This window comes from Herbiconiux sp. A18JL235, assembly GCF_040939305.1.
In the GTDB taxonomy this organism is placed as follows: domain Bacteria; phylum Actinomycetota; class Actinomycetes; order Actinomycetales; family Microbacteriaceae; genus Herbiconiux.
In genome coordinates, this window is record NZ_CP162511.1 from 3586998 (window position 1) to 3612801 (window position 25804).

26 protein-coding genes are annotated in these 25804 nt (G+C 70.6%); 13 read left to right on the plus strand and 13 right to left on the minus strand.

Annotated features, from left to right (window positions below; genetic code table 11):
* Positions 1–36 precede the first annotated feature (36 nt).
* Genes ABFY20_RS16860 through ABFY20_RS16870 form a run of 3 tightly spaced genes read left to right on the plus strand, consistent with a single transcriptional unit; the run spans position 37 to position 3102 of the window.
* The gene (locus ABFY20_RS16860) at positions 37–807 is read left to right on the plus strand and encodes a hypothetical protein (RefSeq protein ID WP_368497358.1); all 771 of its coding nucleotides are present in this window, start codon (positions 37–39) and stop codon (positions 805–807) included.
* Positions 808–814: 7 nt separating this feature from the next.
* On the plus strand, positions 815–2467 hold the full coding sequence (locus ABFY20_RS16865) for a GAF domain-containing protein (RefSeq protein ID WP_368497359.1): 1653 nt from the start codon (positions 815–817) through the stop codon (positions 2465–2467).
* Positions 2464–3102, plus strand: a complete 639-nt coding sequence (locus tag ABFY20_RS16870) for a response regulator (protein ID WP_368497360.1) — start codon at positions 2464–2466, stop codon at positions 3100–3102. Before ABFY20_RS16865 ends, ABFY20_RS16870 begins: the two co-directional genes overlap by 4 nt.
* 27 nt (positions 3103–3129) lie before the next feature.
* Here the strand turns inward: ABFY20_RS16870 and ABFY20_RS16875 are convergent, their stop codons facing one another.
* Complete coding sequence (locus ABFY20_RS16875) at positions 3130–3531, minus strand: VOC family protein (RefSeq protein WP_368497361.1); 402 nt, start codon at positions 3529–3531, stop codon at positions 3130–3132.
* Positions 3532–3582: 51 nt separating this feature from the next.
* Between ABFY20_RS16875 and radA the strand changes: the two genes are divergently transcribed.
* Complete coding sequence (gene radA / locus ABFY20_RS16880; protein WP_368497362.1) at positions 3583–4905, plus strand: DNA repair protein RadA; 1323 nt, start codon at positions 3583–3585, stop codon at positions 4903–4905.
* 93 nt (positions 4906–4998) lie between these two features.
* On the opposite strand, the gene ABFY20_RS16885 is transcribed toward radA, so the two are convergent.
* Positions 4999–6588 carry a carboxylesterase/lipase family protein gene (locus tag ABFY20_RS16885; protein WP_368497363.1) on the minus strand — a complete coding sequence of 530 codons (1590 nt, stop codon included), beginning with the start codon at positions 6586–6588 and terminating at the stop codon, positions 4999–5001.
* 418 nt (positions 6589–7006) lie between these two features.
* Between ABFY20_RS16885 and ABFY20_RS16890 the strand changes: the two genes are divergently transcribed.
* A complete protein-coding gene (locus ABFY20_RS16890; protein WP_368497364.1) occupies positions 7007–7429 on the plus strand; it encodes a hypothetical protein in 423 nt (140 codons plus the stop codon).
* A gap of 36 nt (positions 7430–7465) precedes the next feature.
* Here ABFY20_RS16890 and ABFY20_RS16895 read toward each other — a convergent pair whose 3' ends face one another.
* The 3 genes from ABFY20_RS16895 to ABFY20_RS16905 all read right to left on the minus strand — a co-directional run bounded on the left by ABFY20_RS16895 (position 7466) and on the right by ABFY20_RS16905 (position 10251).
* Positions 7466–8152, minus strand: coding sequence for a hypothetical protein (locus tag ABFY20_RS16895; RefSeq protein ID WP_368497366.1), 687 nt, complete (start codon positions 8150–8152; stop codon positions 7466–7468).
* A gap of 111 nt (positions 8153–8263) precedes the next feature.
* Positions 8264–8671, minus strand: a complete 408-nt coding sequence (locus ABFY20_RS16900; RefSeq protein WP_368497367.1) for a DUF779 domain-containing protein — start codon at positions 8669–8671, stop codon at positions 8264–8266.
* Positions 8671–10251: an aldehyde dehydrogenase family protein gene (locus ABFY20_RS16905; protein ID WP_368497368.1), complete on the minus strand. Its 1581-nt coding sequence runs from the start codon at positions 10249–10251 to the stop codon at positions 8671–8673. Before ABFY20_RS16905 ends, ABFY20_RS16900 begins: the two co-directional genes overlap by 1 nt.
* Positions 10252–10407: 156 nt before the next feature.
* On the opposite strand from ABFY20_RS16905, the gene ABFY20_RS16910 reads away from it, so the two are divergent.
* From ABFY20_RS16910 to ABFY20_RS16930, 5 genes are all read left to right on the plus strand, one after another.
* On the plus strand, positions 10408–11799 hold the full coding sequence (locus tag ABFY20_RS16910) for an NAD(P)H-dependent oxidoreductase (protein WP_368497369.1): 1392 nt from the start codon (positions 10408–10410) through the stop codon (positions 11797–11799).
* Between the two features lie 100 nt (positions 11800–11899).
* Positions 11900–12637 (plus strand): FadR/GntR family transcriptional regulator, encoded by a 738-nt coding sequence (locus tag ABFY20_RS16915; RefSeq protein ID WP_368497370.1) that lies wholly within the window; start codon positions 11900–11902, stop codon positions 12635–12637.
* 80 nt (positions 12638–12717) lie between these two features.
* Positions 12718–14040, plus strand: a complete 1323-nt coding sequence (locus ABFY20_RS16920) for an MFS transporter (RefSeq protein WP_368497371.1) — start codon at positions 12718–12720, stop codon at positions 14038–14040.
* Positions 14037–15350 carry a four-carbon acid sugar kinase family protein gene (locus ABFY20_RS16925; protein ID WP_368497372.1) on the plus strand — a complete coding sequence of 438 codons (1314 nt, stop codon included), beginning with the start codon at positions 14037–14039 and terminating at the stop codon, positions 15348–15350. The genes ABFY20_RS16920 and ABFY20_RS16925 overlap by 4 nt, the downstream gene beginning before the upstream one ends.
* Before the next feature lie 42 nt (positions 15351–15392).
* Positions 15393–16301: an AraC family transcriptional regulator gene (locus ABFY20_RS16930; RefSeq protein WP_368497373.1), complete on the plus strand. Its 909-nt coding sequence runs from the start codon at positions 15393–15395 to the stop codon at positions 16299–16301.
* Here the strand turns inward: ABFY20_RS16930 and ABFY20_RS16935 are convergent.
* The 3 genes from ABFY20_RS16935 to ABFY20_RS16945 all read right to left on the minus strand — a co-directional run bounded on the left by ABFY20_RS16935 (position 16288) and on the right by ABFY20_RS16945 (position 19514).
* Positions 16288–17487: an MFS transporter gene (locus tag ABFY20_RS16935; RefSeq protein WP_368497374.1), complete on the minus strand. Its 1200-nt coding sequence runs from the start codon at positions 17485–17487 to the stop codon at positions 16288–16290. The genes ABFY20_RS16930 and ABFY20_RS16935 overlap by 14 nt on opposite strands.
* 109 nt (positions 17488–17596) lie before the next feature.
* A complete protein-coding gene (locus ABFY20_RS16940; RefSeq protein ID WP_368497375.1) occupies positions 17597–18904 on the minus strand; it encodes a GAF domain-containing protein in 1308 nt (435 codons plus the stop codon).
* A gap of 103 nt (positions 18905–19007) precedes the next feature.
* A complete protein-coding gene (locus tag ABFY20_RS16945; protein WP_368497376.1) occupies positions 19008–19514 on the minus strand; it encodes an 8-oxo-dGTP diphosphatase in 507 nt (168 codons plus the stop codon).
* A gap of 90 nt (positions 19515–19604) precedes the next feature.
* Here ABFY20_RS16945 and ABFY20_RS16950 point away from each other — a divergent pair, with 90 nt between their 5' ends.
* Positions 19605–19775, plus strand: a complete 171-nt coding sequence (locus ABFY20_RS16950) for a hypothetical protein (protein WP_368497377.1) — start codon at positions 19605–19607, stop codon at positions 19773–19775.
* A gap of 203 nt (positions 19776–19978) precedes the next feature.
* Positions 19979–20131 (plus strand): TraR/DksA family transcriptional regulator, encoded by a 153-nt coding sequence (locus tag ABFY20_RS16955; protein ID WP_368497378.1) that lies wholly within the window; start codon positions 19979–19981, stop codon positions 20129–20131.
* Here ABFY20_RS16955 and ABFY20_RS16960 read toward each other — a convergent pair whose 3' ends face one another.
* The 4 genes from ABFY20_RS16960 to ABFY20_RS16975 form a co-directional block, all read right to left on the minus strand.
* Positions 20132–20428: a hypothetical protein gene (locus ABFY20_RS16960; RefSeq protein WP_368497379.1), complete on the minus strand. Its 297-nt coding sequence runs from the start codon at positions 20426–20428 to the stop codon at positions 20132–20134.
* Complete coding sequence (locus ABFY20_RS16965) at positions 20428–20946, minus strand: amino-acid N-acetyltransferase (protein WP_368497380.1); 519 nt, start codon at positions 20944–20946, stop codon at positions 20428–20430. Before ABFY20_RS16965 ends, ABFY20_RS16960 begins: the two co-directional genes overlap by 1 nt.
* A gap of 106 nt (positions 20947–21052) precedes the next feature.
* Positions 21053–23569 carry an ATP-dependent Clp protease ATP-binding subunit gene (locus ABFY20_RS16970; protein ID WP_368497381.1) on the minus strand — a complete coding sequence of 839 codons (2517 nt, stop codon included), beginning with the start codon at positions 23567–23569 and terminating at the stop codon, positions 21053–21055.
* A gap of 105 nt (positions 23570–23674) precedes the next feature.
* The gene (locus tag ABFY20_RS16975) at positions 23675–24106 is read right to left on the minus strand and encodes a DUF5684 domain-containing protein (RefSeq protein WP_368497382.1); all 432 of its coding nucleotides are present in this window, start codon (positions 24104–24106) and stop codon (positions 23675–23677) included.
* A 51-nt stretch (positions 24107–24157) separates the two neighbouring features.
* On the opposite strand from ABFY20_RS16975, the gene ABFY20_RS16980 reads away from it, so the two are divergent.
* The gene (locus tag ABFY20_RS16980; RefSeq protein WP_368497383.1) at positions 24158–25090 is read left to right on the plus strand and encodes a pirin family protein; all 933 of its coding nucleotides are present in this window, start codon (positions 24158–24160) and stop codon (positions 25088–25090) included.
* On the opposite strand, the gene ABFY20_RS16985 is transcribed toward ABFY20_RS16980, so the two are convergent.
* Positions 25087–25656, minus strand: coding sequence for a manganese efflux pump MntP family protein (locus ABFY20_RS16985; RefSeq protein WP_368497384.1), 570 nt, complete (start codon positions 25654–25656; stop codon positions 25087–25089). The two genes, ABFY20_RS16980 and ABFY20_RS16985, sit on opposite strands and share 4 nt — an antisense overlap.
* Positions 25657–25804: the final 148 nt, after the last annotated feature.

The window sequence follows — 25804 nt, forward strand, 5'->3', positions numbered from 1 at the left end:
ATGAGCGCGCCAGCGACTGAAGGAGCGCATTTCCCGATGAGCTACATCCGATCGAAAGCGTTCGAGGAGACCGGCTACGTCGTGCTCGACTCCCACGACCAGGCCGCCGATCCGGCGGAGTGGCTCGACCTGGAGTACGTCGACTGGAAGTCGTCGGGTGACACCCGCTTCGCTCCCCTGGCCAGCGCCTTCGGCGAGATGGAATGCAACGGGTTCTGGAACCACACTCCTCCGCGCACCGACAAAGACGGTGTCTGGGTGGCGGCGAACGTCGAGAAGGCCCCCCTCCTCAAGGCCCGCGCCGAGGAGGCCGGGGCGAACATCGGCCGCTGCCGTGTGATCGAGCTGCAGCCGAACGACTACGCCGAGGCGCTCTACAACCTCCATCAAGACGACAACAACCGGCTGAACCCCGACGGCACCGGCTGGATCGTGCGGGCGTTCTTCAACCTCTCCGATGACCCGGAGTCGTTCCTCATCCTGCGCGAAGACCGCTTCGACCCCGACACCGAGGTGCGCATCTCACTGCCCGCCGGCCGCCAGGTGATCGTCGACACCCAGCGCTTCTGGCACGCCGTCTGGCAGAAGGGCCCCGAGCCCCGCTACTGCCTCATCACCTCGTGGGAGTCGGGCCCCGAGCTCGACGCGTACATCGACGCCAAGCACGGCGACCCGCACTTCCCCACCGCGCCGCTCGACCCGCAGTTCGTCGCCGACGCCCAGGCCGAGGTACGCCGTCGTCTCGCCGAACGGGCCGCCATCCTCGCGGCCAAGGGCAAGGGCGCGCAGCTCGACGACGAGGACTGACGCCGGGATGCCGCCCGGCGGCGCCGGCGGCGAGGGCGACGCCGTGACCGAGCAGCGGTTGCGCGCACTGCTGCACGCCACCCAGGTGGTGGCGGGGCAGCTCGAGCTGCCGGTGGTGCTGCAGCGCATCGCCGAGACGGCGGCGGAACTGGTCGACGCCGAGCACGGGGCGATCGGCGTGATCTCGGCCGAGGGCGGTCTCGAGCAGTTCATCACCGTCGGCATCGACGCGGCGACGCGTGCCGCGATCGGCCACCCTCCCACCGGCCGGGGCCTCCTCGGCGCACTCATCGACGACCCGCGGGCGATCAGGCTCACCCGGCTCTCCGACGACCCGCGCTCCTCCGGTTTCCCGCCCGGTCACCCACCGATGGGGAGCTTCCTCGGTGTCCCCATCCGTGTGGGCGACGCCGTGTTCGGCAATCTGTACCTCACCGACCGGCGGGTCGGCCGGTTCTCGGCCGAAGACGAACACCTCGTCGAGGCGCTGGCGTCGACGGCGGGGACGGCGATCGAGAACGCCCGGCTGTTCGAGTCGGCGAGGCGGCGCGAGCAGTGGACCGCGGCCTCGGCCGAGGTGTCGGAGACCATCCTGAGCGCCGGCCGGGTGCCCGGGGTCGCGATGCTCGAGGCGCAGGTGGCGCGGCTCGCGCGAGCGGCACGGGTGACGCTCGTGACCGGGGCCGATGGCCCTGGCTCCCGCGCGGGCGCCGATATCGCCACCGACACACGACGCGTCGGCGCCCCCGCCGCCGACGCACTCGCCACCGGAGCACCGCGACAGCTCGTGCAGGAGGGCAGCGCCGTGCTGGCCCTGCCGCTGCGCGCATCCGGGAGCACCTGGGGTGCGCTCGTCGTCGAACGCGACGCCGCTCGCCCCCGGTTCTCGGCCGAGGAGATCGAGGTCGCCGCCGACCTGGTGGCCCGTGCAGCGGTCGCCTTCGAGCTCTCGGAGGCCCGCGAAGACCATCACCGGGTCGAGCTGCTCGAAGATCGCGGACGCATCTCGCGCGACCTCCACGACCACGTGGTGCAGCAGCTGTTCGGCACCGGCCTGCAGCTGCAGAGCCTGGTGCGGCGGCTCGGCCGCGGCGAGGGTTCCGACACGGAGGCGACCGCCGACGCGGTGTCGGATGCGGTGAGCCGCATCGACGAGAGCATCGCGCAGATCCGCACGGTGATCTTCGCTCTCGATCCCACCGACGACGAGGAGGCGCCCGGCGCCAGACGCCGCCTGCTCGACCTCGTCGACGAGGCGGCGGCACCTCTCGTGCGCCGGCCCGCCGTGAGCTTCTCCGGCCCGGTCGACCTGGTGGTGACGGGTTCCCTAGTCGACGACGTCGCCGCCGTGGTACGGGAGGCCCTCACGAACGTGGTGCGGCATGCGGAGGCGACGCGCGTCTCGCTCGGCGTCACGGCCGCCGACGGCGCGGTGACGGTGGTCGTGCGCGACGACGGCATCGGCATCCCCGACGACGGGCGCCGCAGCGGTCTGCGCAACCTCAGGGAGCGAGCGAGGTCGAGGGGCGGCTCGCTCGTCGTCGACTCCTCGCCCGGCTCGACCCTGGTGCGGTGGAGCGTGCCCTACCCGGAGCAGCCGGGCACGCCGGAGCGGTCCGGCACCCCAGAGCGGTCCGGCACGCGGGAGGGGGCGCGATGACCACCGTCTTCCTGGTCGACGACCACGAGATCGTGCGGCGCGGTGTCGCCGAGCTGCTGCGCTCCGAGCCCGGCATCGAGGTGGTGGGTGAGGCCGGGAGTGTCTCCGAGGCGCTCGCCCGCATCGGAGCGACCGTGCCCGACGTGGCCCTGCTCGACGTGCGGCTCCCCGACGGCAGCGGCGTCGACCTCTGCCGTCAGGTGCTGTCGCTGCACCCGGGAGTACGGTGCCTCATGCTCACCGCCTACGACGACGACGACGCGCTGTTCTCCGCGGTCATGGCCGGCGCCTCCGGCTACGTGCTGAAAGACGTGCGCGGCACCAGGCTCACCGACGCGGTGAAGGCCGTGGCGGCCGGGCGCACCCTCACCGACCCGGCGCTCGCGAGCCGGGTGGCCGAGCGGATGCGCTCCCCCGAACCGCGGAGCGACCCGCGGTTCGCCTCGCTGAGCGGGCGGGAACGGCAGATTCTCGCGCTCATCGCCGACGGGCTCACCAACCGGCAGATCGGCGAGCGGCTGACGCTCGCCGAGAAGACCGTGAAGAACTACGTGTCGTCACTGCTGGCGAAGCTCGGGCTGGAGCGGCGCACGCAGGCCGCGGTGTTCGAGCTGGAGCACCGCAAGCCGCTGTGAGCACGGCGGCCGGCCAGGCGCTGGGGGCTACTCGACGTGACTCGGGTCCATCCAGAGGAAGTCCCAGTGGTGGCCGTCGAGGTCTTCGACGGCGCGGCTGTACATGAAGCCGTAGTCCTGCGGCTCCTTCGGCTCGGTTCCGCCGGCCGCGAGAGCCTTCTCGAGCATGGCGTCGACAGCCTCGCGGCTCTCCAGCCCCACTGCGTTCTGCACCTCGGTGGTGGTGCGCGCATCCGCGATCTCTTTCGTGGTGAATGTGGAGAAGTACGGATGCGTGAGCAGCATCACGTAGACGGTGTCGCTCATCACCACGCACGAGGCGTTCTCGTCGGTGAACTGCGGGTTGATGGCGAAGCCGAGAGCCTCGTAGAAGGCCTTGGACGCGTCGAGATCGGCGACGGGGAGGTTCACGAAGATGCTGAGTGCCATGCCACCAGCATCGCGGAGAGCGATGTCGGACGCCAGCCCTAGTCTGTGTGCATGGCCACCAGATCTGCGACCGCGTACCGCTGCACCGAGTGCGGGTGGCAGACGGCCAAGTGGGTGGGGCGCTGCGGGGAGTGCCAGAGCTGGGGCACCGTGGTGTCGTCGGCCGAGAACGAGGGCATCACGAAGGCCGTGCGGGCGACGGTGCTCGACGCCGCACGCATCGCGCGGCCGATCACCGAGATCTCCTCCGACATCGCCTCCCATTGGGCCACCGGCATCGGTGAGTTCGACCGAGTGCTCGGCGGAGGGTTGGTGCCGGGCGCCGCCATCCTGCTCTCGGGCGAGCCGGGGGTCGGCAAGTCGACGCTGCTGCTCGAGGTCGCGGCGAAGGCCGCCGAAGAGCATCTGCGTGTGCTCTACGTCTCGGCCGAGGAGTCGGTCTCGCAGGTGAAGCTCCGTGCCGAGCGCACCCATTCGCTCTCCCCCACACTCATGCTGGCCGCCGAGACCGACCTGTCGACGGTGCTCGGGCAGATCGACGCGGTGCAGCCGCACCTCGTCATCGTCGACTCGGTGCAGACGGTGGCGAGCGCCTCGCTCGACAGCGCGGCGGGCAGCCCCACGCAGGTGCGGGAGGTGGCGTCGACGCTCATCCGGGTGGCGAAGGAGCGGTCGCTGCCGGTGCTGCTCGTCGGCCACGTCACGAAAGACGGGTCGATCGCGGGGCCCCGGGTTCTCGAACACCTGGTCGACGTGGTGTGCCAGTTCGAGGGCGACCGGCAGACCGCGCTCCGCTTCGTGCGGGCGCTCAAGAACAGATTCGGGCCGACCGACGAGGTGGGCTGCTTCGAGATGACCTCAGACGGCATCGCCGAGGTGCCCGACCCGAGCGGGCTGTTCCTCTCCCGCGGGTCGGATGCGGTGTCGGGCACCTGCGTCACCGTCGCGCTGGAGGGGCGGCGGGCTCTGCCCGTCGAGGTGCAGGCGCTCGTGGTGTCGACCTCGACCCCGAACCCGCGGCGGGTCACGAACGGGGTCGACGCGTCGCGGGTGGCGATGATCCTGGCCGTGCTCGAGCGCCGGGCGCGGGTGAAGCTGGCCGAGCTCGACGTGTACGTGTCGACGGTGGGCGGGGTGCGGCTCACCGAGCCGGGAGCCGACCTCGCCATCGCGCTCGCGCTGGCGTCGGCGGCGAGCGACAAGCCGTTGCCCCACGATCTCGCCGCCTTCGGCGAGATCAGTCTGGCCGGAGAGGTGCGGCCGGTGTCGTCGTCGCGCATCCGCGCCGCCGAGGCGAAGCGGCTCGGCTTCACCCGCATCGTCGACGACGAGTCTCAGCAGCTCGTGCGGGCGCTGACGCGGGCGTTCACCTAGGGGCGGCGGGTCGACGCCCGGCACTTTCTTGCGGACGAAGTCCGTGAAGAAGTGCGTGTCGACGGATTTCGTCCGCAAGAACGTCGTGGGCGGCTAGACGTGGGGGCGGAAGGCCTGCCACGCGCGGCGTCGCGAGCCACGCGGGTCTGACTCGACGCGGTCGACGACGTCGATCACGAGCGTGCGGCGGTTCTTCTCGGAGTAGCGAGGCCAGAGGCGCTCGTCGACCATGCCGTCGCGGGCGAAGGCGAGCCAGTGGGCGCGCATCCGTCGGCTGGTCTCCTTGAACGAACGGCGACCGCCCAGCGCCGTCATGGTGCGGCCGAACCACCCGTCGAGCCGGTCGAAGATCGCGTAGAGCTCGAGTCCGTGGGTGGCGTCGAAGCCGGCCAGACGCACCAGCCGGGGCGCGATGTCGAAGCGGTAGAAGTGCACCGGCGCGAAGCGCGAGTGGCGCTCGGCGACCTTCACCGAGGGGTACCAGAAGGCGAAGTCGCCCCCGAAGTCGGCTGCGGCGCGCTTGGCCGGGAGACCAGGGTATTCCGCCTTGATCGCCTTGCGCGCGCCCTTCTTCGTGCGGGCGAAGATCGCACGGATGCGCTTCGGCGTCGTCGCGAGGATGTCGAGGCGCCCGACGAACACCGACCCCTCCCGGTCGTTCGTGCCGATGATGAGCGGTACCCGAGCCGCTCGCCCCTCCTTGAAGGCGTCGAGCGGGCGCTCGGGCAACAGGTCGCCGTCGATGACGGGGGACAGGACGATGGTGCCGGGATGCGCATCCGGGGTGCGCAGGCTGAGCGCCGTCGCCGCAGCCACCAGGTCGGCGGCGTCGGCGTCGAGCAGCACCTGGCCACCGAGGTCGTCGGAGGTGGCGTCGACGGCGTCGGTGTCGATCGACTCGAGCAGCAGTTCGAGGAACTCCTCGGCCCACACCGCGGTGACCGCGGGCGGATAGACCGCGTTCGCGGGCGAGCTCTGTGCGATGGCGCGGTCGAACAGGCCGTGCGCCGAAGGGGTCGCCATGAGGGTGGTGACGGCGTTCGCCCCTGCCGACTCGCCGAACAGCGTGACGTTCGCCGGGTCACCCCCGAAGGCGGCGATGTTCTCGCGCACCCAGGCCAGCGCCGAGACCTGGTCGCGGAGGCCGAGGTTCGACTCGATCGGGCGCTCAGGCGTGGAGTACCGCGTGAGGTCGAGGTAGCCGAGGGCGCCGAGCCGGTAGTTGAAGCTCACGTAGACGACGCCGCCCTCGCGCACGAGGGTCTCGCCGTTGTGCGGGTGCTCGGCCGAGGAGCCGACGCTGTAGGCCCCTCCGTGGATGAAGACCGTCACCGGCAGCGACCGGGCCTCCGTGGCCGGTCGCAGTACGTTGACCGTGAGGCAGTCCTCCGACATCACCGTGCGCGCCGAGCTGCCGACGAAGTTGCCGTCGCGCGACTGCATCGCGACCGGCCCGAACCGCTGAGCGTCGCGGACCCCTCGCCACGGCAGGGCGGGCCTGGGAGCCCTCAGGCGGAGCCCGCCCACGGGCGCCGCAGCGTACGGGATGCCGCGCCACCAGCGCAGCCCCCTCCGCTCGGCGCCCCGCACGAGGCCCGACGCCGTGGGTACGACCAGCGGATGCGCGGCGGGCCCACCGGGCTCGTCAGGGATGCCGGGGTCGTGATCGGAGGGCGCGTGCACCCGGGCATGCTAGCGCTGCGAGATGAATCGCGCGTGTCACCCTCACGGGGAGCGGAGACCCGGCTCCTTCGTGTCGATCACGAGGCGATCACGCCGCCACCAGGATGCCCGAGGGGTTCTCGACGGGCGTGCCATCGGGCTCGGTGCCGGTCTCGGGGTCGATCTCGTCGGGGTCGGGCACTGTGGTCTCGGGGTCGGTCATGATGATCATCCTTCCGTCGTGACTCTGCACGCTACGCCTGACCGGCCGAGATCGGCGACGACTCCGCGTGCTTCCTTCGTGCGCTCGATGTCTCGGCGGTTCCCGAAAGGACAGGGGGGCAACAGTTGGCTAGTGGAACAATCCATCGAAAGGGGGATGGTCGATGCGGCGGCACGGACTTAGCGTGACTCTCGACGCAATGAAAAGGGGCATGAGGTGGTCGAGATCGACAGACGCACACTGATTCAGGGGGCGGTGTGGAGTGCGCCCGTCGTCGCGGTCGCCGCGGCGACGCCGATGGCGGCAGCCTCGGAGAGTGGCCCATCGGTGAGGTTCAGTGTGACCGAAGACCCGAACACCGGGTTCCCCGTCGTCGTGATCGTCGTCACGGTCTACTCGTCGGATGACGTGGTCGCTCCAGGGGTCGCGGTCGTCAGCCAGCAGGCCGCTCCGGGGAGCGAACCGCCGGAGTGGTTGACCTCCACGACGACCGATCCTCCGGAGATCACCGATGGCAACGGCCAGGTGACCTTCCTCTGGACCCGGTCGGCGTACGTCGGTCTCGCCTACCGGGCCATCGCGACCCTCGGCCCGAGCCGCGTGGTGATCGAGCGATTCCCCACCCTGGCTCCGGAGTGACCCGGGGCGGATCGAGCCGAGGACGCGGCAGTCCGGTCAGTTCAGGAGGAACTGCTGGGTGGTGGCGGAGGGGATGCCGGCGACGGACACGGTGAGGTGGTAGGAAGCACCGCCGGCCGGGACGGCGGGGCGGTCGGCGGAGCCGCAGGTGTCAGGGGCGGAGCGGGTGCGGTCCCAGGTGAAGGGGGTCGACGAGACGGCGACTCCCGGGTCGAGCAGCGCTTCGGCGTCGACGGGGTCGGTCTGGCAGTCGGTCGAGGTCCAGTAGGTCTCGGTGCCGCTCGTGATCGTGTACACCTGCTGCGTGGTGCCCGCGTTGACGGTGCACGAGACCGGGCCGGTGTTGGTGATGGTGAACGAGATCTGCGGGTTCGCGCCTGCGGCGTAGTTCGTGGCGTCGGTGACCGGCACGACCGAGATGTTCTCGGGCAGGCACGGGTCGCCCGCCACCGCCCCGGAACCCGCGGCCGCGGCATCCGCGCCCTCGAGCGAGCCCGCCGCGGGCGTCGAATCGGCGTCGGGCGCCTCCGACGAGACCGAGGGGCCGGGAGTCGCACCCGCACCCGCCGGGGTTCCGCCCTCGGCCCCGGCGCCGGGGCCGGGCCGCACGACGATGAGAACGACGATCGCGACGATGGCGACGAGCACGAACAGCACGACGAGCCGTCGTCGCCAGTACACGCGCTTCGGCTGCGGGCCCACCGGATGCCTGATCGTCGACATAGCCACAGGGTAACCAGCGGATGCGCGACGACCGCGCGCATCCGCCGTGAGTCGCGAGGCCCGACCCTGCGAATCCGCCGAGTCGGGCCCCGCGGGCTCAGACGGGTGGCCTCACGCCGGGGCCTGCGCCAGACCGAAGGCGGCGAGCTCGGCGTCGTCGAGCATCCGTGACCTGATGAGGAAACGCTTGCCCTCGGGGGCCTCGATCGAGAACCCGCTCCCCCGCCCGTCGACGAGGTCGATGGTGAGGTGCGTGTACTTCCAGTACTCGAACTGCGACCGCGACATGTACACCTCCACGGGGTGGATGCCCTCGACGTGCAGCGTGCCGAGCAGTACATCGGCGGCACCGACCCGGAACATGCCCACGGGATAGCACATCGGAGACGAGCCGTCGCAGCATCCGCCCGACTGGTGGAACATGAGCTGCCCGTGGGTGGCGGCGAGGTGCCTGAGCATCTCGGCCGCCGCATCCGTCACCCCCACCCGCGAGTAGCCGGCCGCGCCGCCCTCGGGCATCAGAAGAACCCCATGGGCCCGTCGGCGTACGACACGAGCAGGTTCTTCGTCTGCTGGTAGTGATCGAGCATCATGCGGTGGTTCTCACGCCCGATGCCCGACTGCTTGTAGCCGCCGAAGGCCGCGTGCGCCGGGTACTGGTGGTAGGTGTTCGACCACACCCGCCCGGCCTGGATCGCCCGGCCCGCGCGGTAGAGCTGCGAGCCCGACCGCGACCACACCCCGGCTCCGAGACCGTAGAGCGTGTCGTTGGCGATGGAGATGGCGTCGTCGTAGTCGTCGAAGCTCGTGAGGGCGAGCACGGGGCCGAAGATCTCCTCCTGGAAGATGCGCATGTCGTTGGTGCCCTCGAAGACCGTCGGCTGCACGTAGAAACCGCCCGAGAGCTCACCGCCGAGGTCTGCCCTCTCACCGCCCGTGAGCAGGCGGGCGCCGCCCTGCTTGCCGATGTCCATGTACGACAGGATCTTCTCGAGCTGGTCGTTCGAGGCCTGCGCTCCGATCATCGTGGAGGTGTCGAGCGGGTTGCCCTGCTTCACCTTCGCCACCCGGTCGAGGCCGTCGGCGACGAAGCCGTCGTAGATCGAGCGCTGCACGAGCGCTCGCGACGGACAGGTGCACACCTCACCCTGGTTCAGGGCGAAGAAGGTGAAGCCCTCGAGCGCCTTGTCGTAGAAGGAGTCCTTCTCGTCGGCGACGTCGGCGAAGAACACGTTCGGGCTCTTGCCGCCGAGCTCGAGGGTGACCGGGATGAGGTTCTCGCTCGCGTACTGCATGATGAGTCGCCCGGTGGTGGTCTCGCCGGTGAACGCGATCTTGCGGATGTTCTTGTGCGACGCCAGCGGAGCCCCGGCCTCGATGCCGAAGCCGTTGACGATGTTGAGCACGCCGGCCGGCAGCAGGTCTTCGATGAGCCCGAGCAGCACGTGGATCGACGCGGGGGTCTGCTCGGCGGGCTTCAGCACCACGCAGTTGCCCGCGGCGAGCGCCGGCGCCAGCTTCCAGACCGCCATGAGGATGGGGAAGTTCCACGGGATGATCTGCCCCACGACCCCGAGCGGCTCGTGGAAGTGATAGGCGACCGTGTCGTGGTCGAGCTCGGAGATGCCCCCCTCCTGGGCCCGGATGCAGCCGGCGAAGTAGCGGAAGTGGTCGATGGCGAGCGGGATGTCGGCGGCGAGCGTCTCGCGCACCGGCTTGCCGTTCTCCCAGGTCTCGGCGACGGCGAGCAGCTCGAGGTTCGCCTCCATGCGGTCGGCGATCTTGTTCAGGATGACGGCGCGCTCGGCGACGCTGGTCTTGCCCCAGCTCTCGAACGCTTTCCAGCCGGCGTCGACAGCCGCATCCACGTCGGCCGCCGTGCCGCGCGCGACCTCGGTGAAGACCTTGCCGGTGATCGGCGTGGGGTTCTGGAAGTACTGGCCGGAGGTCGGCGGCACGTAGCGCCCGCCGATGTAGTTGTCGTAGCGGGGTTTGAAGCTGACGACGGACCCCTCGGTGCCGGGGTTCGCGTAGACGGTCGAACCGGGCGCCGCGGGGGCTGCCTCGGCCTGGGTCTCGGGACGATCGATGATGGTCATGAGTGCTCCTTGTCGACGACGGTGTCGGATGCGCCGACGCTACGCCGCCGGAGGTTGCACCTCGTTGCATCCTCCTTGGTTGACAGATGGTCAGACCAACGTCTACCGTTGTGCCATCGATGGTCTGACCATCAGCCATACGAAGGAGTAGATACCGTGAACCTCTTCACGCTCATGCAGAAGCGCACCGCCGAGGCCGGCCCGATCCGCGTCGGTGTCATCGGCGCCGGCAAGTTCTCGTCGATGTTCCTCACGCAAGCCGTCGGCAGCGACAACATCCACGTCGTCGGTGTCGCCGACATCGACGTGACGAAGGCCACGGCAGCCCTCGCCCGCACCGGCTGGCCCGCCGAGCGCTACGCCGCCGTCAGTCTCGACGAGGCACTCCGCACCGGCGGCACCGCGGTGATCGACAGCTCCGACGCCCTGCTCACCCACCCGCAGGTCGAGGTCATCCTCGAGATCACCGGCAATCCGCTGGTCGGCACGTACCACGCCGTCACCGCGATCGACAACGGCAAGCACGTCATCATGGTGAACGTCGAGGCCGACTGCATGGTGGGCCCGCTGCTGCAGCGCCGCGCCCAGGCCGCCGGCGTCATCTACGCCATGGCCTACGGCGACCAGCCCGCCCTCATCTGCGAGCTCGTCGACTGGTGCCGCACGGTCGGCTTCGACGTGGTGGCCGCCGGCAAGGGCACCAAGTACCTGCCCGAGTACAACTACTCCACCCCCGACACCGTGTGGAACTACTACGGCTTCACCGACGAGCAGCTGGCCTCCGGCGACTACAACCCGAAGATGTTCAACTCCTTCCTCGACGGCACCAAGTCGGCGATCGAGATGGCGGCCGTCGCCAACGGCACCGGCCTGCTGCCGCAGGACGAGGGCCTGCTCTTCCCCGCCGCGAGCAAGGACGACCTGCCCACCGTCTTCCGCGAGAACCGCTTCGAGGGCGGCAGCCTCACCCGCCGCGGCACGGTCGAGATCGCCTCGAGCATGTACCGCGACGGCACCGAGGTGCCCGACAACCTGCGCTGGGGCGTCTACGTGACCTTCGAGGCCACCACCGACTACGCCGTGCAGTGCTTCGCCGAGTACGGCGTGCACACCGACGCCACGGGTCGGTACGGCTCGCTCTACCGTCCGTACCACATGATCGGCCTCGAGCTCGGGGTGTCGATCGCCGCCGCCGTGCTGCGCGGCGAGGCCACGGGGTCGCCCACCGGCTTCCGCGGCGACGTGGTCACGACCGCGAAGAAGGAGCTGCGGGCGGGCGACACGCTCGACGGCGAGGGCGGGTACACCGTCTTCGGCAAGCTCGCGCCCGCGCACCTCTCGCTCGAGCGCAACGCCCTGCCGCTCGGCCTCGCGCACGGTGCGAAGCTCATCCGCGACGTGCCGAAGGACCGCACCGTGTCGTGGGACGACGTGGAGCTCGACGAGTCGCAGTTCGCCGTGCAGATCCGTCGCGAGCTCGAGGCGGAGTTCCGCGCCGAGCACGCTGCGGAGGCCCGGAGCACCCAGACCGCCCCGGCCGCGGTCTGACCCGGCCCATCACGAAGGTCAGACCGGCAGACCATGGAGACTACGATGGACGCATCAACTCGCCCGAGGGCGAGCCTGCGAACCGGGGAGTCGACACGAGGTGAGCGCCAACGATCCGTGGGAGCCGGTGCAACGGCTCCGCACCTACGAGCAGGTGATGGCGCAGATCGAGGAGCGCATCCTCGACGGGCGGCTGAAGGCGGGAGACACCCTGCCGAGCGAGCGCGACCTCGCGGTCTCGCTGGGCGTCTCGCGCCCGTCGCTCCGGGAGTCGCTGCGGGTGCTCGAAGCCCTCGGCGTGGTGGAGATCAGGCGGGGTGGCGAGGGCGGCGCGGTGCTCGTGCAGACACCGGGCTCCGGCATGGTCAACCTCCTGAAGCTGCAGATCGGACTCGCCCAGTTCTCCTGGAAGGACGTGCTGGAGACCCGACTCGCCCTCGAGGCGTGGAGCGTCGAGGAGGCCGCCTATCGATCGACTGACGCCGACCACCGCGAGCTCGCCGCCATCCTCGACCGCATGGACGACGCCTCCATCGAGGCCGGCGAGTTCAACCGGCTGGATGCCGCGTTCCACATGCGCATCGCCGAATCCACCGGCAACGCCCTCACGGCCCACTTCATGGGCTCGCTCCGCACCGCGATCCACCGCCAGATGGTGGAGATGTACGCGGAGCTCACCGACTGGCGGAGCACCGCCGTCACCGTGCGGCGCGAGCACCGCGAGATCCTCGAGCTGATCGAGGCCGGCGACGGCAAGGCCGCAGCACGCGCCGTGCAGGCGCACATCAGCGACTTCTACAAGATCGGAGCGATCGACGGGCCTCCGGGCCCCGGATAGCGGGAAGCCTCCTCCCGGTCGATCACGGACGAGAAGACCTCGTCCTATCAAGGGAGATAGAGACCACCACCATGACCACCATGACCACTTCCCAGGTGTCCCGGGCCCGCGACGGGTCGCCCGACAAACTGCGCACCGCCATCGGCTCGGCCGTCGGCACGACCATCGAGAACTACGACTTCCTGGCCTACGGCACGGCCGCGGCGCTCTACTTCAACGCGGTGTTCTTCCACTCCGACGACCCGGCGATCGGCCTCATCCTCGGCTTCGCCACCTTCGGCGTCGGCTTCGCCGCCCGCCCGCTCGGCGGCATCATCGGCGGCTACCTCGGCGACAAGATCGGCCGGAAGCCCGTGCTCGTGGGCGCCCTGCTGATGATGGGGATCTCGACCGTCGCGATCGGCGCGCTGCCCACCTACGAGCAGGTCGGCCTGCTCGCCCCCATCCTCCTCACCCTCATCCGCATCATCCAGGGTCTCGCCTTCGGCGCGGAGTGGGGCGGGGCCATCCTGATGACCTTCGAGCACGCGCCGTGGAAGCAGCGCGGCCGCTACACCGCCATCCCGCAGGCCGGCGTGCCGTTCGGCCTGCTGCTGGCGAACCTCGTCTTCCTCTGGTCGAGCACGTTCGACAGCGAGCTCGCCTGGCGACTGCCGTTCCTGTTCAGTGCCGTGCTCATCATCGCGGGCCTGATCATCCGCGCCAAGGTGTCGGAGTCGCCCGAGTTCGTCGACACCAAGACCGCCGGCCTCACCGTGAAGAACCCGCTCAAGGAGGTCTTCAAGAACGACTGGCGCACCATCCTCCGCGTCATCGCGCTGCGCCTCGCCGAATCGGGCGGCTTCTACGTGATCGTCACGTTCATGCTGTCGTACCTCACGAGCGGCGACGAGCCGCTGGCCGAGCGCTCCACCGCCCTCACGGGCCTCATCGTGGCGGCGGCGATCGGCATCGTCACCACCATGCTGTTCGGCAGGCTCTCGGATGCCATCGGGCGCAAGCCCGTCTACCTCGTGGGCTCGATCCTGGTGATGGTGTTCGCGTTCCCGATGTTCCTGCTGGTGAACACCGGGGTGCCGATCCTCATCATCCTCGTCTACATCATCGGCATGGCGATCATCCACGACATGCTGGCCGGCACCCAGGGCGCCTGGTTCTCGGAGCTGTTCTCCACCAACACCCGTTCCTCGGGCGCCTCGATCGGCTACCAGTTCTCCGCGGCGATCTCGGGCTTCATCCCGCTGATCGCCACGGCCGTCGCCATCCCGCTCGGCTGGGGCGGTGTCGCGCTCGTCTACCTGGGCGTGGGCCTCCTCGGCGTCATCGGCACGCTGGTGACCCGCGAGACCTGGGGCAAGGCCAAGCGCGACGAGGTCGACGCCTTCATCAGGAGCGGCGCATGAAGACGATCGTCCTCGACGACGACCCCACCGGCACGCAGTCGGCGACGGGCGTGACCGTGCTTCTGGAGTGCGACGCCGAGCTGCTCGAGGCGGCGCTCCGGCGAAGCGACAGCGTGTACGTGCAGACGAACAGCCGGGCGCTGCCCGAGGCGGAGGCGGTGGCGCTGGTCACGCGCATCCGTGCCGAGGGGGAGGAGGCCGCGCGGCGGCTCTCCGCCCCCGTGCGGTTCGTGCTGCGGGGCGACTCGACGCTGCGGGGTCACGTGTTCGCGGAGACCGAGGTGTTCCTCCGCGAGGCGGCCGCCGCGGGCGCTCAGGATGCTGCGGACGGCAGCGGTTCGGACGCCGTGATGCTCTTCGTCCCCGCCTTCCCCGAGGGCGGCCGCACCACGGTCGACGGTGTGCACCTCGTGCGTGTCGGCGACGAGGTGCTGCCGGCGCACCGCACGGAGTACGCCGACGACCCGGTGTTCCCGTTCTCGACGGGTGTGCTGGCCGACTACGTCGCGGAGAAGTCGGGTCGCCCGGCCGTCACGGTGCCGCTCGCCGTCGTGCGGGCGGGAGGCACGGCCGCAGCGCTGGCCGAAGCCCCGGCGGGCGCCGTGGTGCTGCCCGACGCCGAGACCGCCGCCGACGTCGCGGCGATCGCCGCGGCGGTCGACGAGGCCACCGCGGCCGGCACCCGCGTGGTGGTGCGCTCGGCCGCACCCCTCGCCGCCGCGCTGGCGGGGGTGACCAGCGCGGGCCTGCTCGAGCTGCCGCTCGTCCCCCGCGCCGCGGCCACGCTGCTCGTCTGCGGCTCACACACCGCGGGAGCCACCGCTCAGCTCGCCCACGTCGAGCGGGCCTGGGGTGCGCCCGCGGTGGTCGACACGGCTGCGGCACTCGAGGATGCCCCGGCAGCCGGCCGCGCCGCCGGTCGGGCCGTGCTCGCTCAGCTCGAGAGCCGCCCCCTCGGCATCGTCACCACCGAACGCCGGCGCTCCCTCGATCACGGCACCCTCGACCACGGCGAGCGCGTGATGACCGCACTCACCACCGCGGTGCGCGAGGTGCTGCCCCACGTCGAGGTGGTGGTGTCGAAGGGGGGCATCACCTCCGCCGAGGTCGCCCGCACGGGCATCGGCGCCACCTCGGCGCTCGTGCTCGGCCAGGTGCTGCCGGGCGTCTCGGTGTGGTCGATGCGCGCTCACGACGACCGCGAGATCCTCTACGTCGTCGTTCCCGGCAACGTCGGAACCCCCGACACGCTCACCCGGGTGCTCGACGCCGTCTCCCTCACCTCCCCCTCGGCTGACGCTCCCCGGTAGCGCTCCGGGAATGACGGATGCGCGACCCGGCTTGCAGAGAGCATGACCACCCTCGGCACTCCAGACGACGCACTCGGCGAGCTGCTCGCCCGGCTGCGCTGGACGGCGACCTCGACCGACGAGTCGCGGCTCGGCCGTGGCGACCGGGTCGCCCACGACGGCGACTCCGTGACCCTTCACCAGGTGCTCGCCGGGTCGGTGCGGGTCGACCGCGACGGCCGTGCCGTCGAAATCGCGGCCGGCGACCTGCTGCTGCTCACCCGAGGCGGCGCCCACACCGTGACCGCCTGCGACGACGCCGCGCTGTTCACGGTCGAGCTGCGCCTCGACGACGGCGCTTCGGCCATCGCGGCGGCCCTTCCCGAGATGCTCGTGACCTGCTGCTTCCTGGTGCGCGAGCCGCTCATCGCCCAGCTCCTCGAACTCATGCGCGAGGAGCGCGGAGCCGGAAGGCCGGGCGCGGCCGCCATGACGACGGCGCTCGCGAACGTGGTCGCGGCAGCAGCCATCCGGGCCTGGATCGAGAGCGGATGCGCCGACCCGTCGAGCTGGCTGGTCACCCTCCGCGACCCCCACATCGCCCGTGCCGTGGAGGCGATGCACGCCGAGCCCGGGCGGCACTGGTCGGTGGAGGGGCTCGCACGGCTGGCGCGGTCGTCGCGCTCGAGCTTCTCGGAGCGGTTCCGTGCCACGGTGGGCGAGCCGCCGCTACGGTATCTGGCGCGCATCCGGATGGACCGCGCGAAGGAGCTGCTGGGTCGCGAGCGGTGGAGCGTGGGGCAGACGGCCTCGGTGCTCGGGTACTGCTCCGAGGTCGCCTTCAGCCGAGCCTTCCGCCGCCACGCCGGCGACTCGCCCTCGGCGTGGCGGCAGCGCGCGCTCGAGGCGGGTGCCGCGCGCCCGCAGTCGCCGTCGCCGTCGCCGTCGCCGTCGTCGCTCAGCGGCTCCTGAGCGAGCTCAGCAGCACCCCGCCCACGACGGCGGAGACACCCCCGGCGATCAGCGCGAGCTGCACCCCCACAGAGTCGACGAGCACCCCGCCCACCACCGCCCCGGCCGCGATGGCGAGCTGGAAGGCGGCGACCTGCAGCCCTCCGACGCTCTCGAGCCGGTCGGGCGCCGAGCGCGCCAGCCAGGTCTGCAGCGTCGTGGGCACTCCGCCGAAGGCGAAACCCCACAGCGCGACCGCCGCGACGACGCTCACCGGGGCTCCGCCCGAGAGGGCGAAGACCGCCATCGCCGCCCCGAGCAGGGTGGGGAACACGAGGATGGCGGTGCGCATCCGACGGTCGACCAGCGGCCCCGCGACGAGGTTCCCGACGAAGGCGGCGACGCCGTAGACAAGCAGCAGGGTCGCAAGGCCCGAGGCGTCGAAGCCCGCGATCGTCTGGGCGGCCGGGTTGATGTAGGTGAAGCCCGTGAAGTGCCCCGCGGCCACGAACGCCGTGGCGACGAGCCCGAGCACCACGAGCCGGGAGCGCAGCGCGCCGCCGAGCTGGCGGAGGCCCGGGGCACCGGCCGGTGCGAGCGACGGCAGCACGATGAGCTGCACGGCGAGGGCGGCGAGACCGACGCCGGCCGCGAGCAGGAAGACCGCACGCCACCCCCAGAGCTCGCTCAGCCACGCGCCGAGCGGGATGGCCGCGACCGTCGCGAGCGAGACCCCCGTGTTCACCACCGTCATCGCGCGGCCGAGCCGCTCCGGGGCGACGAGCTGGGCGGTCATGGCGATCGCGAGCGCCCAGAACCCGCCGATGGCGATGCCGATGAGGATGCGCGCGGCGAGCAGCACCGGGTAGTTCGGCGCCACCGCGACGAGCACCGAAGAGGCGATGGCGAGCGTGGTGAGCCCGAGCATCACGAGCCGGCGGTCGATGCGCGGCAGCACCACAGGCAGGGCGAGGCCGGCCACGGCGGCGACCAGGGCCGTGACCGTGACGGACTGCCCGGCGACCCCCTCGCTCACCCCGAGATCGGCGGCCATCGTGGTGAGGAGGCTTGCCGGGAGGAACTCGGCCATGACGAGGGCGAAGACGCCGAGTCCGAGCGAGGCCACGCCCGCCCAGGAGTCTCGGCGGCCGGCGGCGAGCGGATGCGCGGTGCCGGCGAGAGGAACGGAACGGGTGTCTGTGCTCATGAGAGGGGTCAACGCGCCGGCCTCCGCGGTCGATGCGACCGATCGTCGCCCGCAGCGTGCCGATCGTCCGGAGTCGGGGTCACGCCGCGCGCGGGCTGCGGCCTCCGCCTCAGCCCTCGAGCGCCTCCAGGTGCGCGACCACCCCGGCGCGCTTGGGCGACCGCGGCGGCAGCAGCCGCAGGGCTGCGGCCCAGACCTCCGCGTCGCCGAGGCCCTCTTCGGTGGCGGCGTAGTCGAGCATCACGTCGACAGCCGCATCCGTCAGCATCGCCTCCCGCAGCCTCGTGCGCAGCTGCGCCCTGATCTCCTCCACCCCGGGAGCCTCCGAACCCGGCAGCAGCGGCCCGCGGGAGGCCGCGAGCGCCACCCGGTGGGCGCCGCGATCGAGCAGGGACACGACGCGATGGGCGTCGAGCTCGAGCGGCGCCGCGAGGCGGTACGGCCGCGACAGCAGCTCGACGCCCGTGCCCTGCTGCTCGAGGATGCGTCGCAACCGCACGATCTCGGCCCGCAGCGTCACCACCGCCTCCTCGCCGTAGACGAGCTCGGCGAGCCGCGAGGCCGACAACCCCTCGCGATGCCAGGCGAGCACCGTGACGATCTCGGAGTGGCGCGAGCTCAGCTCGACCGTGGCGTCGTCGGCCACCAGCTCGCCGGTGTCGCGACCCAGCACGTGCAGCGCGGCCGGGCGGCGGCGCACCCGGGTCGGGCCGGCCCCGCCCCTCGTCCCACCCCGGGTATCGGCCGACGGGCCGAAGCCGGCGACGCTCATCCGCTCGCCGTGCTCCTCCGTGCGTGACCCTCGGTCTCGCAGCCCCTTGAGTCGCAGCACCATGAGCTCGGCCTCGGCTGCGGCCGCGGTGGCTTCGATCAGCGGCAGGGTGTGCGGGTCGACCGCCCGCGCATCGCCCGTGATGTCTATGACGCCCAGGATGCGCCGGGTCTCGGGGTCATGCACCGGCACCGCGGTGCAACTCCAGCCGTGCACCAGGCGGTTGAAGTGCTCGGAGTCGTGGATCTGGATGCCGTGGTCGAGTTCGAGCGCCGTGCCCGGAGCCGAGGTGCCCACCGTGCGCTCCGACCAGCCGGCCCCTTCGACGAAGCGCATCTGCTCGGCCCGGCGCTTGGCCGCGTTGTCGCCCTCCACCCAGAGCAGTCTGCCCATCTCGTCACCGACCGCCACGAGGAGGCCGGAGCCCTCAGCATCCTTCACCAGGAGTTTGCGGATGACGGGCAGCACCGGAGCGAGCGGATGCGCGAGTCGGAACTCGGCCAGCACGTCTTCTCCCACCTCGAGCGCCGGCAGGTGCTCGGGGTCGAGCTCCCGCTCGCGCGCCCGCTGCCACGATTCGTGCACGACCGTGCGCGGGCGCCTGGGCACGGCGATCCCGGGGAGCGCGAGCCAGGGGCTTCTCATGGCGCAACCGCCCATCGTCGTCGATCGAGGAGGAGACGTCGCCCGCTCGGGGCGATCGCGGTCTCAGTATCGCTCGCCGGCGCCGGGAAAACCAGGACTCCGTTCAGGCCAGCACGCGCGACGCCCTCATGGTGTGGGAGCTCACCGTGATGCAGTCGGCGCCGAAGGTGAAATCGCCGAGCACCTGCTGGCCGGCGAGTACCTGGGGCAGCCAGTACTTCGCGTCGTCCCACATGCGGGCGAGCGGGAGGTCGTCGACGCGGTACCAGGCGGGGACGACCTCGTCGCTCTCGCGCGGCTCGCCGCTGAAGCGATCGGTGACGAACACCGTGGAGTCCTGGCTCCAGTTCTCGCGGAACGGGAAGGAGAACTTCACCAGTCCGCGTTCGGTGAGGTCGGCGGGGTCGACGACGAGGCTCGACTCCTCCTCGATCTCGCGCACGACGGCCTCGAGCGCCGTCTCGCCCACCTCGATCTTGCCGCCGAGGCCGACGATGTTGCCCGAGCCCATGCCGGTCTTCTTACGACCGAGCAGCACCTCGACGGCACCGCCGTCACCGACGCGGGTGAGGAAGGCGACGCAGACCTGATAGGGCGAGACGGGCGACATCTCCGGATGATATCCCGCCCATGTTTTCGGGATGTTTCGGGCGGGACGGCGGCTCTGGGCGCGACGACGCGTGAGGCGTAGCCTGAGCGTATGAGCACATTCGTCGATCCCCCCACCCCCGAATCGTTCGAGCACAACGGCCAGCACCCCGAAGTCGACGACGACGAGCAGACAGACTCCTTCGACCAGAAGCTGGAGCAGGAGTTCAAGGAGTTCGTCGGCGACGCCGAGCCCACCGACGGGCCGGCGCCGGCAGGCTGATCACGATCGAGCACGACGACGCGCTCGCGCGTCTCACCGAGGAGCGCGCCGCCGCGGACGAGGAGATCGTCTCCCTCGAGGCCGCGATCGGCGCGCTCCGCGGCATCCGCCAGTCGTCGTCGGACGACGACGAGCACGACCCCGAGGGGCCGACCCTCTCGAGCGAGTGGTCGCGGCTTGCCGGTCTGCTGGCCGAGGCCCGGGTGCGTCTCGACGAGACGGATGCGGCGCTCACCCGCCTCGCGGAGGATCGCTACGGCCTGTGCGAGCGCTGCGGAGAGCCGATCGGCGCGGGCAGGCTCGAGGCGAGACCCACGGCGCGACTGTGCATAGCGTGCGCCAGCGCGGCACGGTAGTCACGTCCGGTCGGCGTCGCCCGCCTCACGACCGTCGGTCTCGGCATCGCCGCCGAGCTCCCACGGCAGGGGGCCCTCCAGCTCCACCGGCTCCTCGGGCGGGCTGTCGAAGCCGCCCGGCCGCTCGACGCGGCCGAAGAAGCCCATCTGGTTGCTCTTCCGGCGCACCGACTCCGCCTCACCGGCCTCCGCATCCGTCTCGCCCGACGGCCTACGGCCGAAGTAGCGGGCACGCAGGCGCTCGTTGAAGCTCCGGCGGTTCGATTCGCCCGGCTCGCCCGTCTCCTCGGCGGCCATCAGAGGTGCTTCAGCATGCGCGTGTTGCCGAGCGTATTGGGCTTCACGCGCGCCAGGTCGAGGAACTCGGCGACGCCCTCGTCGGGCGAGCGCACGAGCTCGGCGTAGACCTCGGGGTCGACGAGCGACAGGGGCGACGCGGTGTACCCGTTGCGTTCGAAGAAGGGCACCTCGAAGGTGAGGCAGAACAGGCGGCTGAGGCCGAGTTCACGGGCGTCGGCCTCGATCTGCTCGAGCAGCGCCCGGCCCACGCCCTTGCCGAGCCAGTCGTCGTGCACGGCGAGGGTGCGCACCTCGCCGAGGTCTTCCCAGAACACGTGCAGCGCGCCGCAGCCGATGGCCCGGCCCTCGGAGTCTTCGGCGATACGGAACTCCTGCACGGCCTCGTAGAAGACCACCGCGTCTTTGCCGAGCAGGATTCGTCGCTGCACCAGGGGCTCCACGAGGCTCTGGATCCACGGGACGTCACTGGTGCGTGCCCGCCGCACGGTGAAGGCGGGCGCTTCGGTCGAACTCATCGAACCAGCGTAATGGTCGCGCGGCCCCCGCCCGCCCCACGGGAACGCCGAAGGGCCGGCCACCCTGAGGTGACCGGCCCTTCGTGCGTTGTCTCGCGCGCGACGTCTAGTCGAGGTCGCCCAGCGCGGCTGCCGCCGCTGCCGCCGCGACCTGCTCCGTGTCGCCGGCGCCGATGGCGACCGGCTCGCGCGAGCTCTGGGTGAAGACGAACTTCCCGTCGAGGAAGTCGACGTGGATGTGGTCGCCCGCGTTGAGCTCTCCCTGCAGGATGCGCTCCGACAGCTGGTCTTCGACCTCGTGCTGCATCGCGCGACGGAGGGGCCTCGCACCGAGGGCCGGGTCGAACCCGACCTCGATCAGGCGCTCCTTGGCGGCGAGCGTGAGCTCGATCGTCATGTCGCGGTCGAGCAGACGGTCGCGCAGGCGCTTGATGAACAGGTCGACGATCTGCAGCAGCTCGCTCTTGTTGAGCTGCGGGAAGACGATGGTGTCGTCGACGCGGTTGAGGAACTCCGGCTTGAAGTTCTTCTTCAGCTCCTCCGAGACCTTGGCCTTCATGCGGTCGTACGAGGTCGCCTCGTTGCCCGACACCTGGAAGCCGATGGGGCTGCCCGTGATGTCTTTGGTTCCGAGGTTCGTCGTCATGATGATGACCGTGTTCTTGAAGTCGACGACGCGACCCTGACCATCCGTCAGACGCCCCTCCTCCAGCACCTGGAGCAGCGAGTTGAAGATGTCGGGGTGCGCCTTCTCGATCTCGTCGAACAGCACGACGCTGAAGGGCTTGCGGCGCACCTTCTCAGTGAGCTGGCCACCCTCCTCGAAGCCGACGAACCCGGGAGGGGCACCGAACAGGCGCGAGACAGTGTGCTTCTCGCCGTACTCCGACATGTCGAGCGAGATCAGCGCGTTCTCGTCGTCGAACAGGAACTCGGCGAGCGCCTTGGCCAGCTCGGTCTTGCCGACGCCGGTGGGGCCGGCGAAGATGAACGAGCCGGAGGGGCGCTTCGGGTCTTTCAGGCCGGCGCGCGTGCGGCGGATGGTGCGCGAGAGCGCGGCGATGGCCTCGTTCTGGCCGATGACCCGCTGGTGCAGGGCCTTCTCCATGAACACCAGGCGTGCCGACTCCTCCTCGGTGAGCTTGAACACCGGGATGCCCGTGGCCTGGGCCAGCACCTCGGCGATGAGCCCCTCGTCGACGATGCCGGAGGTCTGTACGTCGCCCGACTTCCACTGCTTCTCGAGGCGCAGCCGCTCGCCGAGGAGGTTCTTCTCCTCGTCGCGGAGCGACGCGGCCTTCTCGAAGTCCTGGTCTTCGATGGCGGCTTCCTTCTGGCCGCGCACGGTGGCGATGCGCTCGTCGAACTCGCGCAGCTCCGGCGGGGCGGAGAGGATCGACAGCCGCAGGCGCGCCCCAGCCTCGTCGATCAGGTCGATCGCCTTGTCGGGGAGGAAGCGGTCTTGCACGTAGCGGTCGGCGAGGTTCGCGGCGGCGACGATCGCGCCGTCGGTGATCGAGACCTTGTGGAACGCTTCGTACTTGTCGCGGAGGCCCTTCAGGATGTTGATCGCGTGGGGCAGCGACGGCTCGGCCACCTGGATGGGCTGGAACCGGCGCTCGAGCGCTGCATCCTTCTCGAAATGCTTGCGGTATTCGTCGAGGGTGGTCGCGCCGATGGTCTGCAGCTCGCCGCGGGCCAGCAGCGGCTTCAGGATGCTCGCAGCGTCGATCGCTCCCTCGGCGGCACCGGCACCCACGAGGGTGTGGATCTCGTCGATGAAGGTGATGATGTCGCCGCGGGTGCGGATCTCCTTCGTGACCTTCTTGAGGCGCTCCTCGAAATCACCGCGGTAGCGCGAGCCGGCGATCAGCGAACCGAGGTCGAGGGTGTAGAGCTGCTTGTCTTTCAGGGTCTCGGGCACGTCGCCGCGCACGATGGCCTGGGCGAGGCCCTCGACGACGGCGGTCTTGCCGACGCCGGGCTCACCGATCAGCACGGGGTTGTTCTTCGAGCGGCGCGAGAGGATCTGCATGACCCGCTCGATCTCCTTCTCGCGGCCGATCACGGGGTCGAGCTTGTTGTCGCGCGCGGCCTGGGTGAGGTTGCGGCCGAACTGGTCGAGGATCTGCGAGCCCTTGTCGGGAGCCGCGTCGTTGCCGCCCACTGCGACCTGCTCCTTGCCCTGGTAGCCGGAGAGGAGCTGGATGACCTGCTGGCGCACGCGGTTGAGGTCGGCGCCCAGCTTCACGAGCACCTGGGCGGCAACGCCCTCGCCCTCGCGGATGAGCCCGAGCAGGATGTGCTCGGTGCCGATGTAGTTGTGGCCGAGCTGCAGCGCCTCGCGGAGCGAGAGCTCGAGCACCTTCTTCGCGCGCGGCGTGAAGGGGATGTGCCCGGTGGGCTGCTGCTGGCCCTGGCCGATGATGTCTTGGACCTGCTCGCGCACGGCGTCGAGCGAGATGTTGAGAGACTCGAGCGCCTTGGCGGCGACGCCCTCACCCTCGTGGATCAGCCCCAGCAGGATGTGCTCGGTGCCGATGTAGTTGTGGTTGAGCATCTTGGCCTCTTCTTGGGCCAGGACGACGACGCGGCGGGCGCGATCGGTGAATCTCTCGAACATGTCAGTCTCCCTGGTCGCCAGGGCCGGTGGATGGCGACCGTTAGGAAGAGACTAACGAGCGAACCGGGGCCGGACAGCCCCTGTTCGCCGTGGGCGTGACTGCACTCAGATGCGCACGCCGCCGGTGCGCTCGCCCGGGTACGGAACTCCCTGGTACGGGGCGCTGCCGAAGCCGAGGATCGGGTAGCCGACGAAGGGCAGGGGCCAGAACAGCAGGAAGAAGCCGAACACGCCGCCCCGGCCGAACCGCCGGGCGATCTCGACGGCGACGATGATTCCGACGATGATGTTCGCGATGGGGATGATGTACCAGATGAACCACCAGCCGGGGCGGCCGGCGGTCTTGCACAGCGTCCAGATGTTGTAGAACGGGATGATCGCGGCCCAGCCGTGCAGGCCGGCCTTGGTGAACATCGCCCACTGGCCGGCGATGGTGAGCACCACGACGACGAGGCTGAACACCCCCGTGATGGGGTCGAGCTGGTACCCGTAGTTCCAGACGAAGCTGTCGTTGTCGGCGAGCACGGATGCGAGCATGGATCCCCCCTGGATGACCTGACGTTCTGCCGAGGGAAATAGTATTCGGTCATGGACAGCCTCGAGGTGATCGCCGCGCGCGAGGTGCCCCTCGGCGGTCCGCGCGCCATGACGGTCTACCGCACCCTGCCCAGCAGAGAGCGCACGACCATCGGGGCCTGGTGCTTCATCGACCACTACGGGCCGTCGCGGGTGACCGAGACCGGGGGCATGGTCGTGCCGCCGCATCCGCACACCGGGCTGCAGACCGTGAGCTGGCTGTTCGCCGGCGAGATCGAGCACCGCGACTCGGTGGGCAGTCACGCCTTCGTGCGGCCGGGCACCCTCAACCTCATGACCGCCGGGCACGGCATCTCGCACTCCGAGGTGTCGACGGCGGCCACGACGACGCTGCACGGGGTGCAGCTCTGGGTCGCACTGCCCGACGCCTCGCGCGACGTCGCACCGTTCTTCGAGAGCATCGATGCGGCCACGACGACGATCGGCGACTCCACGGTGAGCGTGTTCGTGGGCTCGCTCGGCGACGCCTCCGTCGCGGCCACCACGTTCTCGCCGCTCGTCGCCGCCGAGATCCTGCTGCCGGCCGGCGGGCGCACGGAGCTGCCGCTCGACGCCGCCTTCGAGCACGGCGTGCTCGTCGACGCCGGCCCGGTCGAGGTCGACGGCGAGTCGTTCGACCGCACAGAGCTGGTCTACCTGGGCGAGGGCCGCGCATCCGTGTCGCTGGAGGCGGGCGAGCATCCGGTGCGCCTCGTGCTCATCGGTGGCACGCCGTTCGGCGAGCGGCTGCTCATGTGGTGGAACTTCGTGGGGCGCACCCATGAGGAGGTCGTCGGCTTCCGCGACGAGTGGCAGCGCGAGTCGGGCTTCGAGGGTACCTCGGATGCCGCGGCTCGCCGCTTCGGAGCCACCGACCACCACTACACGGGCAAGCCCCTGCCTGCCCCCGTGCTGCCCGGAGTGCGCCTTCAGCCCCGTCGCTAGAACGCGATGACGCCGAGGTGCTCGAGCAGGATCTTGAGGCCGATCAGCACGAGGATGACACCGCCGATGACCTCCGCGGGGCCGCGGAAACGCAGGCCGACCCGGTGACCGACGACGATGCCGGCGAAGGTGAGCACGGCCGTGGTGACACCGATGACGGCGATCGCCTCCCAGATCGACACCGCGACGAAGGCGAGCGAGATGCCGACGGCGAGGGCGTCGATACTCGTGGCGACGGCGAGCACGAGGAGCTCGCGCACGTCGAGGCGGCTCTCGATCTCTCTCTGCTCGGCCTTCGCGAAGGCCTCCCAGATCATCTTGCCGCCGATGAGGGCGAGCAGGCCGAAGGCGATCCAGTGGTCGACCGGGGCGATGAACTGGTTCAGCTGCGTGCCGAGCACCCACCCGACGAGCGGCATCGCCGCCTGGAACGCACCGAAGGTGACGGCGATGACGAGGGCGTGTCGCACGTCGAAGCGCCGCATCTGCAGGCCCTTGCCGAGGGCCACCGCGAAGGCGTCGGCGGAGACGCCGAGCGCGAGCAGGAAGATCGACCAGAGTGCCACGGGATTGCCTTCGGTAGGGGCCGGCGCCGGAACAGCATCGGCGTCGTCGCTGCCACGGGGAATGCCGCCGCGGCCGTGCACCAGTGTGGCCGAATGGCCCTCTCGCGTGCCACCCGAGAGCCCCGATTCCCAGTATTTCGGGCCGCCG

Coding starts and splice junctions, on each gene's coding strand:
- ABFY20_RS16860 (WP_368497358.1), top strand. CDS start 37: ATGAGCTACATCCGATCGAAAGCGTTCGAGGAGACCGGCTACGTCGTG.
- ABFY20_RS16865 (WP_368497359.1), top strand. CDS start 815: ATGCCGCCCGGCGGCGCCGGCGGCGAGGGCGACGCCGTGACCGAGCAG.
- ABFY20_RS16870 (WP_368497360.1), top strand. CDS start 2,464: ATGACCACCGTCTTCCTGGTCGACGACCACGAGATCGTGCGGCGCGGT.
- ABFY20_RS16875 (WP_368497361.1), bottom strand. CDS start 3,531: ATGGCACTCAGCATCTTCGTGAACCTCCCCGTCGCCGATCTCGACGCG.
- radA (WP_368497362.1), top strand. CDS start 3,583: ATGGCCACCAGATCTGCGACCGCGTACCGCTGCACCGAGTGCGGGTGG.
- ABFY20_RS16895 (WP_368497366.1), bottom strand. CDS start 8,152: ATGTCGACGATCAGGCATCCGGTGGGCCCGCAGCCGAAGCGCGTGTAC.
- ABFY20_RS16900 (WP_368497367.1), bottom strand. CDS start 8,671: ATGCCCGAGGGCGGCGCGGCCGGCTACTCGCGGGTGGGGGTGACGGAT.
- ABFY20_RS16905 (WP_368497368.1), bottom strand. CDS start 10,251: ATGACCATCATCGATCGTCCCGAGACCCAGGCCGAGGCAGCCCCCGCG.
- ABFY20_RS16920 (WP_368497371.1), top strand. CDS start 12,718: ATGACCACTTCCCAGGTGTCCCGGGCCCGCGACGGGTCGCCCGACAAA.
- ABFY20_RS16925 (WP_368497372.1), top strand. CDS start 14,037: ATGAAGACGATCGTCCTCGACGACGACCCCACCGGCACGCAGTCGGCG.
- ABFY20_RS16930 (WP_368497373.1), top strand. CDS start 15,393: ATGACCACCCTCGGCACTCCAGACGACGCACTCGGCGAGCTGCTCGCC.
- ABFY20_RS16935 (WP_368497374.1), bottom strand. CDS start 17,487: ATGAGCACAGACACCCGTTCCGTTCCTCTCGCCGGCACCGCGCATCCG.
- ABFY20_RS16940 (WP_368497375.1), bottom strand. CDS start 18,904: ATGAGAAGCCCCTGGCTCGCGCTCCCCGGGATCGCCGTGCCCAGGCGC.
- ABFY20_RS16945 (WP_368497376.1), bottom strand. CDS start 19,514: ATGTCGCCCGTCTCGCCCTATCAGGTCTGCGTCGCCTTCCTCACCCGC.
- ABFY20_RS16950 (WP_368497377.1), top strand. CDS start 19,605: ATGAGCACATTCGTCGATCCCCCCACCCCCGAATCGTTCGAGCACAAC.
- ABFY20_RS16960 (WP_368497379.1), bottom strand. CDS start 20,428: ATGGCCGCCGAGGAGACGGGCGAGCCGGGCGAATCGAACCGCCGGAGC.
- ABFY20_RS16965 (WP_368497380.1), bottom strand. CDS start 20,946: ATGAGTTCGACCGAAGCGCCCGCCTTCACCGTGCGGCGGGCACGCACC.
- ABFY20_RS16970 (WP_368497381.1), bottom strand. CDS start 23,569: ATGTTCGAGAGATTCACCGATCGCGCCCGCCGCGTCGTCGTCCTGGCC.
- ABFY20_RS16975 (WP_368497382.1), bottom strand. CDS start 24,106: ATGCTCGCATCCGTGCTCGCCGACAACGACAGCTTCGTCTGGAACTAC.
- ABFY20_RS16980 (WP_368497383.1), top strand. CDS start 24,158: ATGGACAGCCTCGAGGTGATCGCCGCGCGCGAGGTGCCCCTCGGCGGT.